Source organism: Pontibacterium granulatum (assembly GCF_029961155.1).
Lineage (GTDB): Bacteria > Pseudomonadota > Gammaproteobacteria > Pseudomonadales > Balneatricaceae > Pontibacterium > Pontibacterium granulatum.
The window spans coordinates 223,574-236,769 of sequence record NZ_JASBRH010000002.1 but is presented as its reverse complement, the minus strand read 5'-3'; the positions used below and the strand labels follow the sequence as shown (position 1 = coordinate 236,769).

Sequence of the window (13,196 nt, the reverse complement as noted above, 5' to 3'; positions counted from 1 at the left end):
AAGCTGCGGCCTGATTTCACAGCACACAACGTTAACCGTCTTGAGCAAAGATCTCAACCGCTCGCAGGATATCGCGACGGCTAATCTGTCCAATCACTTTACCGTCTCTGAGAACCGGCAAGCGACGGCGGCCGTTGTCAATAAACTCTTTGGCGACTGCAATGATGTCAGCATCGTAGTTGACGGTGTGCACTTCTTCCACCATGTAGTCACCAACTACACCACCCATCTCTTCTTCATGGTAAGTCAGCGTCAGGATTGCACGCAGGCAGTCAGCTTCAGAGAGCAGCCCCACCAGGTTACCGCCACTATCAATGACTGGGGCACCGGTAATGCCGTTGTCCACAAGTGCATTGATCGCTTCAAACAGATCAGTTTCCGGTTTGAAGGTAATCAGGGCTTCACACATGTAATCCTGAGCTTTTACGGATCTGAGCATTGGGTTTCCTCCTTGCCAGGGCTGTCCCCAGAGACAACATCATGGGATATCGAATCCAGCCCTCATCCTTATCTTTATACCAATACCAGCCGACTCGCAACGCGAAAGTTCATACTTTAGTTAAATACGACTGTTTTATTGCCCTGCACCAAAATTCGGTCCTGCAGGTGCCAGCGTAGACCACGCGACAAAACCATCTTTTCCACGTCACGACCCAGGCGTACCATCTCTTCCGGGGTGTCCTGGTGGCTGATGCGAATCACGTCCTGATCGATGATAGGGCCCGCATCCAGATCTTCGGTTACGTAGTGACAGGTTGCCCCTATCAGCTTCACTCCGCGCTCGTGCGCCTGGTGATAAGGCTTGGCACCCGCAAAGGACGGCAGGAAACTGTGGTGGATATTTATGATACGGCGCTCGTACTCCGCACAAATATCGGATGGCAGAATCTGCATGTATCGCGCCAGTACGACGGTATCAGCTTCATGCTCGCGGATTAGCTTGCTGACCTGCTCGAAGTGTTCCGTCTTATTCTCTTTATCAACCGGCACATGGAAATACGGGATATTATGCCATTCCACCATGCTGCGCAGATCATCATGGTTGGATATTACACACGGGATTTCACAATCCAGCTCACCTTCGTGGTAACGGTGCAGCAGGTCGGCCAGACAGTGAGACTGGCGGCTGGCCATCAGGATCACTTTCCGCGGCTGGGCGGAATCATGGATCTCCCAGGTCATATTGAATGACTGGGCGATCGGGGAAAACGCATTACGCAGCTCTTCCAGAGAAAACGGCAGCGATTCAGCTCGGATCTCAACACGCATGAAAAACCAGCCGGTGCTCGGATCAGAATGCTGGTTTGCATCGGCGATTGAGCCGCCATGACTGGAAATAAAGTTACTGACCATTGCCACAATGCCTACCCGGTCCGGGCAAGACAAAACCAGCCTGAATCTACGTTCCATTTGTTCTTTGTCCCCACGAAGCTACGCTAATTTCGCGGCTATTCTAGCCCGAATATTTCACAAAGGCACTGACGTTAAGTCGCAACCTCATCGCTTTTCACCGTCAGTGAAACCCCGGTTTCAGGATTCGCTGAACAACTGATCAGATTTCGCTGCACAGATAAAATCATTTCGGTGTAGCCCGCTGATCGCATGGGTGTACCAAATCAAGCGTACATAGCCCCAGCCCAAACTGATATCAGGGTGATGGTTCAGTGACTCTGCCAACTCTCCAACCTTGTTGGTAAACACCAATGCATCAGCGAAGTTGCGAAATTTATACGTTCTTTCCAACTGCGGCACGCCAGCTGCGCTGATCATCTGCCATTCTGGCAATTGTGCGAGCAGCTCGTCGGCCTCATGCTCTGTAACCTGCGGCGCATCAGCGCGACAGGCAGTACATTCCTGGGATGCTAGGATACTCATAACTATCTCCACCTCTTTATATTCGTTAGCATAGCCGTAAGACACGAATTCTTCTGCGCCCCGTCAACATCCCGGATTCAGTAAGAGATACAGTGACTTGCTACTGGTTTGATCAGGAGTAGATATATGGTTTTTGTAACTGAACGCATCCCCCCCCTGAAGGCAAGGCGCCTGGGGGTCGATACCCACCAGGAGCTTACTATCTACCTGCGTGCAGACAGTGCGGTGTGTAAATCGGAAGGTTTTACTGCCTTGTCGCGGGTGCTAGTCCGAAGCGAAAACAAATACATAATCGCAACATTGAACATTATCACCGGCGATATCACCGGCGATATGATCCTACCTGGTGAAATCGGTTTTTCCGAATCCGCATGGAAACGGTTGGAGCTGAATGACGGCGACAGTATTTGGACCTCCCACCCAGCCCCGGTGGCCTCCATCTCTCACATTCGCGCGAAGGTATATGGTCATACGCTGAAGAGAGAACAATTCAACGATATCGTCAATGATATTGTGGCTGGACGATACGCTGACGTGCATCTGGCGGCGTTTATCACCGCCTGCGGCAACGACAACATGAATAACCGCGAGATCACCTACCTGACAGAGGCGATGGTCAACTCCGGCAGCAAAATCAGTTGGGATCTGCCACTGGTTGTGGACAAGCATTGTGTGGGAGGCCTGCCGGGAAACCGAACCACGCCTATTATTGTATCCATCCTTGCGGCCAGCGGCCTGACCGTGCCCAAAACCTCATCGCGCGCGATCACCTCCCCCGCCGGTACCGCCGATACGATGGAAACACTGACCAACGTATCCCTCTCCCTGGATGAGATGAAAAAGGTGGTTTGTGAACAGGGAGGCTGTCTGGCCTGGGGTGGCTCGGTGCGCCTATCACCCGCTGACGACCTATTGATTAAAGTCGAGCGCGTACTGGATATCGACAGTGAAGGCCAATTGATCGCCTCAGTCCTGTCTAAAAAGATTGCGGCAGGAGCCACCCACGTACTGATCGACATGCCGGTGGGACCAACGGCGAAGGTGCGCAGCCAAGCTGCGGCCGATAAGTTGGCTGATAGCTTCCGCAAAGTTGCCAAATCCCTCGGTTTGACCATCGACATTATGTTCACAGATGGTCGCCAACCCGTCGGATACGGAATCGGCCCTGCTCTGGAAGCCCGTGACATTACAGCCGTTTTGCAAAACTCAGAGAACGCACCGATTGATCTAAAGGAGCGAGCCATCGCCGTTGCTGGCGCGATGCTTGAAATGGTCACCGATATAACAAAAGGAGAAGGCTGCAAGCGTGCACGCCAGCTGATCGATTCAGGTAAAGCCTGGGAGAAATTCAAACAGATATGCGAAGCACAAGGTGGTTTGCGCGAACCGCCAATCGCGCCCTATCGTTTTGAACTGATCGCCCATCAACATGGCTGGCTGCATTCAGTGGATAATCGCCGTTTGTCCAAAGTGGCAAAACTGGCCGGCGCACCTGCAGACCTGGCCGCCGGTGTTGAAATCCACGTCAAATTGGGTGATGAAATTCACCCCAATACCCCCCTACTCACCATCCACGCCGAAAGCGCCGGTGAGTTGAACTACGCCGTTGAATATCTGGAAGCCCACTCTGAAACCGTCCAGATCTGTGCAGACAAGGAGCAGCTGAATGAATCCGTTACTGATTAATCTGGAATCCGACCCGCAGCAGGCGCAAGCAATGGCCCACGCGATGCAGGCGGAGCTGGGCGAGTTGGAGCAGCGTCATTTCCCAGATGGTGAAAGCTATCTGCGGCTACTCACAGACTGCAATAACCGGGATATTGTGATCTTCTGCAACCTGGCGCGCCCCGACGAAAAAACCCTACGCCTGCTGTTCCTGATCGATTTGGTACGGGATCTCGGCGCCCGCCAGGTTGGCCTAATCACCCCTTACCTTGCGTACATGCGTCAGGATAAACGTTTCAAACCGGGTGAGTGTGTAAGCTCACGGCCTTATGCCCGTCTGCTTTCACAAGCGCTGGACTGGCTGGTCACCATGGATCCACACCTGCACCGCTACAATAGCCTGGATGAGATCTACAGTATTCCAAGCCAGGTGGTACCCGCCGCGCCGTTGATCGCAGACTGGATCCGTAACAACCTTGAGCGCCCGCTGCTGATCGGTCCGGATAGCGAAAGCGAACAATGGGTATCGGAAGTCGCCCGTCTGGCGAATGCCCCGTTTCAGGTATTAACCAAGGTTCGCCACGGCGATTACGATGTAGAGGTGTCCCTGCCGGATGTGGACCGCTGGCGTGATCACACCCCGGTATTGGTGGATGACATCATCTCCAGCGGCCGCACGATGATAGAAACAATAAAGCATCTGAAACACTCAGCACTTAAACGCCCCTGCTGTATCGGTGTACACGGTCTCTTTGCTGGTGACGCTTATAGCCACTTGCAAGAGGTGGCGGATGTTGTGACGACCGGCTGTATTCCCCACGAAAGCAACAAGATTACGATTAGCGACGCACTGGCAGATGCAGCAATCCAACAGCTGAGACGATGAACCTGATACCTCCAGATACAATCGACATGCAGGATGGCGAGCTGATCTACGATGCCAACTTTCTCAACGGCATAGAAGCCGACAACCTGCTGCACACCCTGACAGACGAAGTGAACTGGCGCCAGGACTGTATCCGCCTCTTTGGCAAAGAGCACCTGATCCCACGCCTGCAGTGCTTTCAGGGTGACCCGGGCATCAGTTATCTTTACTCCAATCTAAAACTGGACGCGGAGTCCTGGCACCCGGCACTGCAACAGCTGAAGAATAGGCTGGTTGAACCCTGTGGCACCAACTTTAACGCAGTGCTGCTCAATCTCTACCGTAACGGTCAGGACAGCATGGGCTGGCACAGCGACGACGAACCGGAGCTCGGACAGAACCCAACCATCGCATCGATCAGCCTGGGCGAAGAGCGCCGCTTTCTGCTGCGCCGGAAGGATGAACACAACCTCAAGCGGGAGATCGTACTGCAGCACGGGTCGCTGCTGGTGATGCGTGGCACGCTGCAACACTTCTGGCAACACAGTGTTCCGCGAACCCAAAAACCACGTAAGCCCAGAATTAACCTGACCTTCCGCCACGTGCTCTAGAGGATGGGCAATATCCCTACTCTCGATGTCTGTTCATCCGAAATTTAACTTGCTAAGGTTTCCGCCCATTAACGGAACCAGAATCAGAGAACACCATGAACGCTGTTATCGACCTGCTTAAATCACACCGCTCTATCCGCAAATTCACCGACCAGTCCATCGACCAGTCCACCGTTGAAGCATTGGTGGAAGCCGGTCAGGCAGCGTCTACTTCAAGCTTTATTCAGGCGTGCACCGTCATCCAGGTGAGCAATAGCGAGACCCGTGAAAAACTAGCCGCGTGTGCAGGTGGTCAGGCGTATGTGGCATCGGCCCCTGTGTTCCTGGTATTTTGTGCCGATATGAAACGCCACCAACTGGCGTGTGATATGCACGATGCACAGATGCAGTCCGGCTTTACCGAACAGTTCATCACCGCATCTCTCGATTGCGGCCTGTTCGCGCAAAACCTGGTGGTTGCCGCTGAATCTCTGGGTCTGGGCACCGTATACATCGGTGGTCTCCGTAACAAAATTGCAGACGTAGCAGGGCTGCTGGAACTGCCGGATCTGGTGTATCCGGTGTTTGGTTTGTGCCTGGGTTACCCGGATCAGAACCCGGAGGTGAAACCCCGTCTGCCGGTCAGTGTTGTTCTGAAACAGGAAACCTACAACGACGCAGACGATCGTGGAATCATCGCCGAATATGACGCCCACGTGCGCGAGTACTACCGTACCCGTACCGGTGGTGGTAAAGATATGACCTGGAGCGAACAGATTTCCGGCATGCTGGTGAAAGAATCTCGCCCACACATGCTGCCGTTTCTCCAAGAGCGTGGCTTCCTGCTGAAATAATCAGCCTCTGATATTCACACTCCGAAAACAAAAAAGCCTGAGCAGTGCTCAGGCTTTTCGTTATCAGGGAAGATCGCTTACAGCTGTGCAGCCCAAGCAGAAACCCACTCGCTTGCCGCTTCTTCAGGATCAGGCGTTTCACAGGCGTCGATTTCCAGAGTCTCACCTACGCGCTGAACTTGCAGTTCCTGCAGTAGTTCGTCCATCAGTTTGCCCGCATTGGCGAAGTTTTGGTAACCGCTGTCGCCCAGGGAGATCAAACCGTAACGTTTTTCAGACAACTGAGGTGCCTGGTCTTTCAGCTGGGAATACAGTGGCATCAGATTGTTTGGAATTTCACCCAGACCGATGGTTGCGGTGCACACCAGCAGAACTTCTGTGTCGTCTGCTACAACCTCTTCCAGTTTAGGTTCAGCCAGAACTACGGTGTTGTGACCCAGACCGTTCAACTGCTCTGCACAATCTTCCGCTACCTGCTGAGCATTGCCGTATGTAGAGCCCACCAGCACCTTGATATTCGCCATTGAGAAAAACCTTACAATCTGCTTAAAAAATGAGCGCCAATTCTAAAGAAATTCCCCCCTGAAAAAAACCTCTGATTTCTACGGCTTTTCGCAACTGCACACAAGCGGGCAGCCCCCGTATTTCAGGCAAACTCAAAACCTCTCAGCTATTCTATTTTCATGAGTCCCTGAAGGAGGTCGCACATGGCCAATGTACATGTCTCCCGTCTGCTGGAAGAGCTTGAACGAAAAGCCCACCACAAAGCCACACTTACCGATGTGACCTTTCCGATCAGCACCGAAGATCTGATCCGCATCGAAGCACTGGCCAGTGTGTTTGATATGGACAAACACGAACTGATCACTTCGCTCCTGCATACGATCTTGCAGGAAGTGGAAACATCCATGCCCTATCGCCAGGGTACCAAAGTGATTCGGATCGAAGATGGCGAACCCATTTATGAAGACATTGGGCTAACCCCACGCTACCTCGCGATTAAACGCAAACTGGAAAAGGCCCACGCAGCATCCCACACCCTGGACACTGAGAAATCGACACTTAAATCCATGGCCAAATAACAAGGGGAACAGATCCATGAAACATGCATTCATCAGGGGAGTCATCGCCTCCACTAGCCTCGTATTCAGCTGCACCCTGTTTGCCGATGGCCATGCACCACAGGCCTATATAGTCACTCCGACCGATGGCGCTACCGTGCCTTCAACGTTTAAAGTTGTGTTTGGCCTCAGAGGCATGGGTGTCGCACCGGCGGGCGTTGAGCGGGAGAAGACCGGCCACCATCATCTGCTGGTCGATATGGAACAACTGCCACCGCTGGATCAGCCATTGGGTAAAGAGGTGAAACACTTCGGTGGTGGTCAGACGGAAACCACGCTCACGCTGCCACCCGGCCAACATACATTGCAACTGATTCTGGGAGACCACCAGCACAAACCCCATGAACCGCCGCTCGTCTCCGAGCGCATCACCATTGAGGTGAAATGATTTACTGCGGATGACGGGTTACTCAACGTACTAATTCGTGGTCTCTGTAATGAGGATCGACCCAGCAGCGAGGCAAGGCTTCACCGGACGGGAATGACAACGCCTGCTTGGCGTATTGCTCCGCCTCCTGCAGTTCCTCCCCATAGTGGCAACATCCCGTCAGTTGTGTCTTATAGGGATCGAACAGTTCACTCAGATCCATCACCTCGATCAGATGTCCATACTTGAGCTCTTTGAGAAACATGGCCAGCTCCACAGGTTGCAGTATCAACTACAAGTGTAGGAGCTAAATTTGCATTCGGCGTGTTATCAATTGGCTGGCATACAGGCACAAAAAACGCGGCCAACGCCGCGTTTTCAGAGTCTGCTGATATCCTGAACAAATTATTCGGTCATATCCGGCAGGTTACGACCGTAGAAGATTTCACGCATCTCTTTAAACAGACGCTCGGTAATCTCGCTCACTTCCTTACCGGTCAGGTCCTGTGTAGTGGTACCGAACAGGTAGTTGTTCAGGTCGTAGTCGTTCAGCATCATCTTGGTGTGGAAGATGTTTTCCTGGTAAACGTTCACGTCCACCATGCTGTACAGATCGCGGATATCGTCACTGATGAAGTTCTGGATAGAGTTGATGTCGTGATCGATATAGTGCTTCACGCCGTCCACGTCACGGGTGAAACCGCGCACGCGGTAATCGATGGTGACGATATCGGATTCCAACTTGTGGATCAGGTAGTTGAGCGCTTTCAGCGGAGAGATCACACCACAGGTAGACACTTCAATATCCGCACGGAAAGTACAGATACCGTTGTCCGGGTGCGCTTCCGGGTAGGTGTGGACACAGATGTGACTCTTATCCAGATGCGCAACCACAGAGTCCGGCAGTGGGCCTGGTTTCTCGGTCTGATCCACGGCCTCAGCATCTTTAATCGGCTCTTCAGCCACCAGAATCGTTACGCTGGCACCCTGAGGATCGTAATCCTGGCGAGCAACGTTCAGTACGTTAGCACCAATAATGTCGCACACCTCTGTCAGAATCTCTGTCAGACGGTCGGCGTTGTACTGCTCATCGATGTACTCGATGTACTCTGCTTTCTGCTGCGCAGTTTTTGCGTAGCAAACATCATAAATACAGAAGCTGAGGCTTTTGGTCAGGTTGTTAAAGCCCTGCAGTTTAATTTTACCGTTTGATGCCAACTCGGGTGCTCTCCAGTACGAAAATCAATGCTTTAGAGGCCTACGAACCCATTCTGTAGGGTGCACAAAAGGTGTTCGTAGAGTCTGTAAATTAAGGCACAAAAACACTGTTTTTGGTGGGCGAATTGTAGAGCAGAACGCCACAAACACAAAGAAAATTTTACCCATCTAGATAAGATAAATTTATCGTATTTTATCGACCACTTCAGCGCTTTTGCGCGCAATAAGAAACATTTTCATCTACACTGGACAAGCGAATCAAATTTCAGGCCCCTACCACAGAGTTTCAACCGTCTGCATCAACGCCGAAAAATCAATACGACTGTTCAGTTTGCACACTAAGTGGTTAGCCACTTTCCACTAACATCTTCTACGCCAAGTCTCGACGCTGCGACAAATTAGCCTCAGAATCCCTACAGACACCGTTTTCAGGCCCCTTTAGCTATTTGGCCTCATAACAGCCAAAGCTGGCACCAAGCTTGCAAACGGTATTTTATCTATACCCAAATTATTCCCAGAACATATACCAGAATAAAAAGGTAGAACGAATATGAAGCTTAAAGTAGCCACCGTTGCCTCTCTGCTGGCCCTGACATCCACCTCCGCTGTTGCACACACTGCCACTGTTGCAGAACACAGCAGCCTGCTGAGTGGTCTGATTCACCCTCTGGTTGGCCTTGATCACATGCTGGCAATGCTGGCGGTGGGTTTCTGGGCCACAATGCAGAAAGGTCAGTTGCGTTTCCAGATCCCGATGACATTTATGCTGGTATTGGTTGCCGGATTCCTGCTGGGCCAGACAGCGTTCAACCTGCCGGTTGTTGAAGGCGGTATCGCAACTTCTGTATTGGTGCTGGGTCTGCTGATTGCAACCGCAGCGCGTCTCCCCGCAGCTGCCGCGCTGGGCCTGAGTGGCGCATTCGCTCTGTTCCACGGCTACGCGCACGGCGCCGAGGCCGCAGCTTCTTCCATGACCCTATTCGCAGCAGGCTTCCTCGGCTCTAGCCTGATGCTTCACCTGTGCGGTGGTATTGCAGCTAACACCGTAAAAACCCAACTGCCAACATTGGCCAAACTGGCTGGTCTGGTAATCGCTGCTGCAGGCGCCACTCTGCTGGCTGCCTAAGGAATCTTTGAATAAATCCCAATAGCCTGAGTGCTCATAGGAGTTATTGATAGGTTCTGCTCTTTTGATCCCGGCCCGGTCCCCAATCTGAAAACCCTGGACCGGGATCATCTTCTGACGCTTTGTCACCCACGTTTTGTCGGGCTTTTTAGCCCGACTTTTTTGTGTCTTTTTCTCACCTGAATAACACACTGGTGTTGAGCTTTGCTACGCAAAGGCCAACCTACGCTATGGATAAACGTAGGTTGGCCATCACGTCAGTGATGCCCAACACAATCAGATAGGGAAAGGTGCCGCCTTTATGGACGGCAGAGAGGGAAATAAGGAAAGGTACTGAAGTGAGCTGCTTAACAAATGCGCGGCAGCTGTTCGCCCACCAGCATATCCAGAATACGTTCACCACCAAAGCCGGTCTGTACCAGCACCCGTCCGGCATAACCTTCAATAACGTCACCGATGATCGCTGAGCCTTCACCCGCAGGATGAGCGCGCATCACGTCCAGAACAGCATTCGCTTTTTCAGCCGGCACCACCGCCACCAGTTTTCCCTCATTGGCAAAGTAAAGCGCATCCAAGCCCAGTATTTCGCAGACGCCGCGTACTTCGTCACGTACCGGGATCTTGTTCTCCAGCAGGCGAATCGATACCTCTGAGGATTCCGCAAATTCGTTCAGGACGGTTGCGACACCACCCCGGGAGGCATCACGTACCGCATGCAGTTCCGGACAGACTTCCAGCATCGCCTGCACCAACCCGTGTAGCGGCTGACAGTCGGTTTTCAGCTCTACGTCCAGTGCCAGATCACCGCGGGCATTAAGGATTGCGGCACCGTGATCACCGACAAAACCGTTGACGATAATCTTGTCACCCGGTTTGCAGTTCTCTGCAGAGATATCCACACCTGCTGGTATCACACCGATACCGGTGGTGTTGATAAAGACCTTGTCACCTTTGCCCTTCGGCACCACCTTGGTATCACCGGTTACGATGGTTACACCCGCTTCATCGGCTGCCTGTCGCATGGAGGTCACGATGCGGCGCAGCAGTTCCACCTCCAGCCCCTCTTCCAGAATCATGCCGCAGGAAAGGTACTTGGGAATTGCACCAGACACGACGAGATCGTTAACCGTGCCATTCACCGCCAGGGTCCCGATATCACCACCTGGAAATTCCACCGGATCCACCACATAGCTGTCGGTGGTAAACGCCAGCTTCTGGCCCTGTGCCTGCAGGTCGGCCAGTTCAAAGCGGGCCTGGTCTTCCAGCTTGTTGAGATTTTCATTATCAAAGGTGCCCACAAACACATCTTCGATCAAATCACGCATCGCTTTGCCACCCGCGCCGTGCGCCATGGTGATGGTGGATGCTTTCAGGGTACGTTGTGGTTTACTCATCGATAAATCTCGTTACTGTCATTAGATATAAAAGCGTTACGAGCGAAGATCAGACAAGGCGAGAATCGGTGAAAAAGCGGAGCCTACAATTGTAGGTGAGCATTTTGAGCTGATTCTTAACGCCGTATGATCGAGCGCAGTAGCTTCTAAGCGATGCTCTTGGTGTCGATCTTGCCGTAGCTATAGTAGGCTGAGCAGGCCCCTTCAGTGGAAACCATCAGTGCGCCCATCGGCGTTTCCGGTGTGCACTGCTTGCCAAACACCTTGCACTGCCACGGCTTGATCACCCCTTTCAGCACCTCACCGCACTGGCAGGATTTCGGATCGGCGATCTTCAGGTTTGGCAGGGCAAAGGCACGCTCGGCATCGTACTGGGCATAACCATCACGAATACGCACTCCGGAGTGGTCGATGGACCCCAGTCCACGCCATTCAAAGAACTCACGCAGCTCGAATACATCGGACACGGCACGCAGCGCCTGCATATTGCCGCCGTCCGGCACAATGCGTTTGTACTGGTTTTCGATCTTGGCTTCGCCCGCTTTCAATTGTTCCAGCACCATCAACAGGGACTGCAATACATCCAACGGTTCAAAGCCGGAGATGATCAGCGGACGGTTGTACTGGGCGGAAATAAACTCGTACGGAGCCTGACCGATCACCATGCTCACATGGCCCGGTCCCAGGAAGCCGTCGATATACATATCCGGCGAATCCAGAATTGCCTTGATGGTTGGAATGATGGTGATGTGGTTGCAGAACAGATAGAAGTTTTTGATCCCCTCCTTCTCTGCCTGCTTCACAGTCAGCGCAGTGCTTGGCATGGTGGTTTCAAAGCCCAGACCAAAGAACACCACTTTTTTGTCCGGGTGTTTACGCGCCAGCGCCAGTGCATCCATCGGCGAGTAGACCATGCGGATATCACAACCTTCCGCTTTGGCCTGTTGCAGACTTTTCTTAGAACCCGGTACGCGCATCGCATCCCCGAACGTGGTGAAGATCACATCGGGTTGCTCGGCAATCGCCACACAATCATCCACACGTCCCATCGGTAACACGCAGACCGGACAGCCCGGACCGTGCACCAGCTCAATCTTGTCCGGCAACAGCTCTTCGAGGCCGTAGCGGAAGATAGAGTGGGTGTGGCCACCACAAACCTCCATAATCTGCAGCGGACGCTCCTGCGCCTGCGGGATCTCATCAACCAGGGTGTGGATACGCTCCAGAATCGCTTTCGCCATATCCGGATCACGGAATTCGTCTACAAATTTCATCTGTCTTTGCTCACAGAGATTTTTAGTATTTGTTGGGCTTTGCTACGCAAAGGCCAACCTACAGGCGGTGTTAACCCAATGGAGTAGGTTGGCCATCACGCCAGTGATGTCCAACACAAAACCGATCGATCAATTAACGACCGTGCTCGCCCATAAAACCACGTTCGTCCGCCAACAGGGTATGCACCAGATCCCAAAGAATGTGATAACTCACCAGGTGGCACTCCTGGATGCGGTGTACGCTGTCAGTCTCAACGATCAGGCAGTGATCCACCGTTTTGTTGGTTGCTAGCTCGCCGCCATCACCACCGGAGAACGCCACCACAACCAGCCCCAGCTGTTTCGCCTTTTCACAGGCGGCGGTGATGTTGGGTGAGTTGCCACTGGTGGAGAACACCACCAGCACATCTTCCGGTTTGGCCAGCGCCAGCAATTGGCGTGGCAGCACATGCTGGAATCCGATGTCATTAGAGACGGCGGTCAGCATGGCGTTGTCCTGGCTCAGGTTGATCGCCGGCAGTGCCGGACGGCCTGCGGTCACCGGGTGCATAAACTCCAGCGCCAGGTGCGCCGAATCGCAGGAGGAGCCACCGTTTCCGGCGGTGATCAGACGTCCACCGTTACGGTAGGACTCGGCAATCGCCCGGGCGATATCTGCCAGCACCGTGTTGTACTTGGCGAAGAACGCCTGCTTAGCCGCGATGCTCTCTTCGGTTTTCAGCTGGATCGAATCCAGCAGTTCCTGCGTTTTGTCGCGGGTTTCAGGCTTATCGCCCTGCTCACTGCCCATAAAGGGATAGAGGGCACCGAGCATATTGCTAGCATCGTTCTTGTCGGACATGTCTGA

Annotated in this window: 16 protein-coding genes; 7 read left to right on the top strand and 9 right to left on the bottom strand. The window is 53.0% G+C overall.

The features are described 5' to 3' along the window. Window positions 1–31: 31 nt before the first annotated feature. The 3 genes from QKW35_RS02930 to QKW35_RS02920 all read right to left on the bottom strand — a co-directional run bounded on the left by QKW35_RS02930 (window position 32) and on the right by QKW35_RS02920 (window position 1,875). Window positions 32–439: a CBS domain-containing protein gene (locus QKW35_RS02930; protein WP_282350646.1), complete on the bottom strand. Its 408-nt coding sequence runs from the start codon at window positions 437–439 to the stop codon at window positions 32–34. Window positions 440–555: 116 nt separating this feature from the next. After that, window positions 556–1,410, bottom strand: coding sequence for a formyltetrahydrofolate deformylase (gene purU, locus QKW35_RS02925; RefSeq protein ID WP_282350645.1), 855 nt, complete (start codon window positions 1,408–1,410; stop codon window positions 556–558). 120 nt (window positions 1,411–1,530) lie between these two features. Beyond that, complete coding sequence (locus QKW35_RS02920; RefSeq protein ID WP_282350644.1) at window positions 1,531–1,875, bottom strand: 4a-hydroxytetrahydrobiopterin dehydratase; 345 nt, start codon at window positions 1,873–1,875, stop codon at window positions 1,531–1,533. A 126-nt stretch (window positions 1,876–2,001) separates the two neighbouring features. Here QKW35_RS02920 and QKW35_RS02915 point away from each other — a divergent pair, with 126 nt between their 5' ends. The 4 genes from QKW35_RS02915 (at window position 2,002) to nfsA (ending at window position 5,849) form a co-directional block, all read left to right on the top strand. Then, the gene (locus tag QKW35_RS02915) at window positions 2,002–3,561 is read left to right on the top strand and encodes a thymidine phosphorylase family protein (protein WP_282350643.1); all 1,560 of its coding nucleotides are present in this window, start codon (window positions 2,002–2,004) and stop codon (window positions 3,559–3,561) included. Next, a complete protein-coding gene (locus QKW35_RS02910) occupies window positions 3,542–4,426 on the top strand; it encodes a ribose-phosphate pyrophosphokinase (RefSeq protein WP_282350642.1) in 885 nt (294 codons plus the stop codon). Before QKW35_RS02915 ends, QKW35_RS02910 begins: the two co-directional genes overlap by 20 nt. Beyond that, a complete protein-coding gene (locus QKW35_RS02905) occupies window positions 4,423–5,016 on the top strand; it encodes an alpha-ketoglutarate-dependent dioxygenase AlkB family protein (protein ID WP_282350641.1) in 594 nt (197 codons plus the stop codon). Before QKW35_RS02910 ends, QKW35_RS02905 begins: the two co-directional genes overlap by 4 nt. Before the next feature lie 95 nt (window positions 5,017–5,111). Next, window positions 5,112–5,849: an oxygen-insensitive NADPH nitroreductase gene (gene nfsA, locus QKW35_RS02900; protein WP_282350640.1), complete on the top strand. Its 738-nt coding sequence runs from the start codon at window positions 5,112–5,114 to the stop codon at window positions 5,847–5,849. Window positions 5,850–5,926: 77 nt separating this feature from the next. On the opposite strand, the gene QKW35_RS02895 is transcribed toward nfsA, so the two are convergent. Continuing rightward, window positions 5,927–6,373, bottom strand: coding sequence for a flavodoxin (locus QKW35_RS02895; protein WP_282350639.1), 447 nt, complete (start codon window positions 6,371–6,373; stop codon window positions 5,927–5,929). 183 nt (window positions 6,374–6,556) lie between these two features. On the opposite strand from QKW35_RS02895, the gene QKW35_RS02890 reads away from it, so the two are divergent. Both QKW35_RS02890 and QKW35_RS02885 read left to right on the top strand, forming a co-directional pair. Next, complete coding sequence (locus QKW35_RS02890; protein ID WP_282350638.1) at window positions 6,557–6,931, top strand: hypothetical protein; 375 nt, start codon at window positions 6,557–6,559, stop codon at window positions 6,929–6,931. A 16-nt stretch (window positions 6,932–6,947) separates the two neighbouring features. Continuing rightward, window positions 6,948–7,358: a DUF4399 domain-containing protein gene (locus QKW35_RS02885; protein WP_282350637.1), complete on the top strand. Its 411-nt coding sequence runs from the start codon at window positions 6,948–6,950 to the stop codon at window positions 7,356–7,358. Window positions 7,359–7,380: 22 nt separating this feature from the next. Here QKW35_RS02885 and QKW35_RS02880 read toward each other — a convergent pair whose 3' ends face one another. Further along, on the bottom strand, window positions 7,381–7,602 hold the full coding sequence (locus QKW35_RS02880) for an acetyltransferase (RefSeq protein WP_282350636.1): 222 nt from the start codon (window positions 7,600–7,602) through the stop codon (window positions 7,381–7,383). A 140-nt stretch (window positions 7,603–7,742) separates the two neighbouring features. Then, on the bottom strand, window positions 7,743–8,555 hold the full coding sequence (gene speD, locus QKW35_RS02875; protein ID WP_282350635.1) for an adenosylmethionine decarboxylase: 813 nt from the start codon (window positions 8,553–8,555) through the stop codon (window positions 7,743–7,745). A 550-nt stretch (window positions 8,556–9,105) separates the two neighbouring features. Between speD and QKW35_RS02870 the strand changes: the two genes are divergently transcribed. After that, window positions 9,106–9,681, top strand: coding sequence for a HupE/UreJ family protein (locus QKW35_RS02870; protein ID WP_282350634.1), 576 nt, complete (start codon window positions 9,106–9,108; stop codon window positions 9,679–9,681). 347 nt (window positions 9,682–10,028) lie between these two features. Here the strand turns inward: QKW35_RS02870 and hypE are convergent, their stop codons facing one another. The 3 genes from hypE to QKW35_RS02855 all read right to left on the bottom strand — a co-directional run bounded on the left by hypE (window position 10,029) and on the right by QKW35_RS02855 (window position 13,190). After that, window positions 10,029–11,075 carry a hydrogenase expression/formation protein HypE gene (gene hypE, locus QKW35_RS02865; protein ID WP_282350633.1) on the bottom strand — a complete coding sequence of 349 codons (1,047 nt, stop codon included), beginning with the start codon at window positions 11,073–11,075 and terminating at the stop codon, window positions 10,029–10,031. A gap of 146 nt (window positions 11,076–11,221) precedes the next feature. After that, window positions 11,222–12,349, bottom strand: a complete 1,128-nt coding sequence (hypD, locus tag QKW35_RS02860) for a hydrogenase formation protein HypD (RefSeq protein WP_282350631.1) — start codon at window positions 12,347–12,349, stop codon at window positions 11,222–11,224. A 133-nt stretch (window positions 12,350–12,482) separates the two neighbouring features. Beyond that, a complete protein-coding gene (locus QKW35_RS02855; protein ID WP_282350630.1) occupies window positions 12,483–13,190 on the bottom strand; it encodes a D-sedoheptulose-7-phosphate isomerase in 708 nt (235 codons plus the stop codon). Window positions 13,191–13,196: the final 6 nt, after the last annotated feature.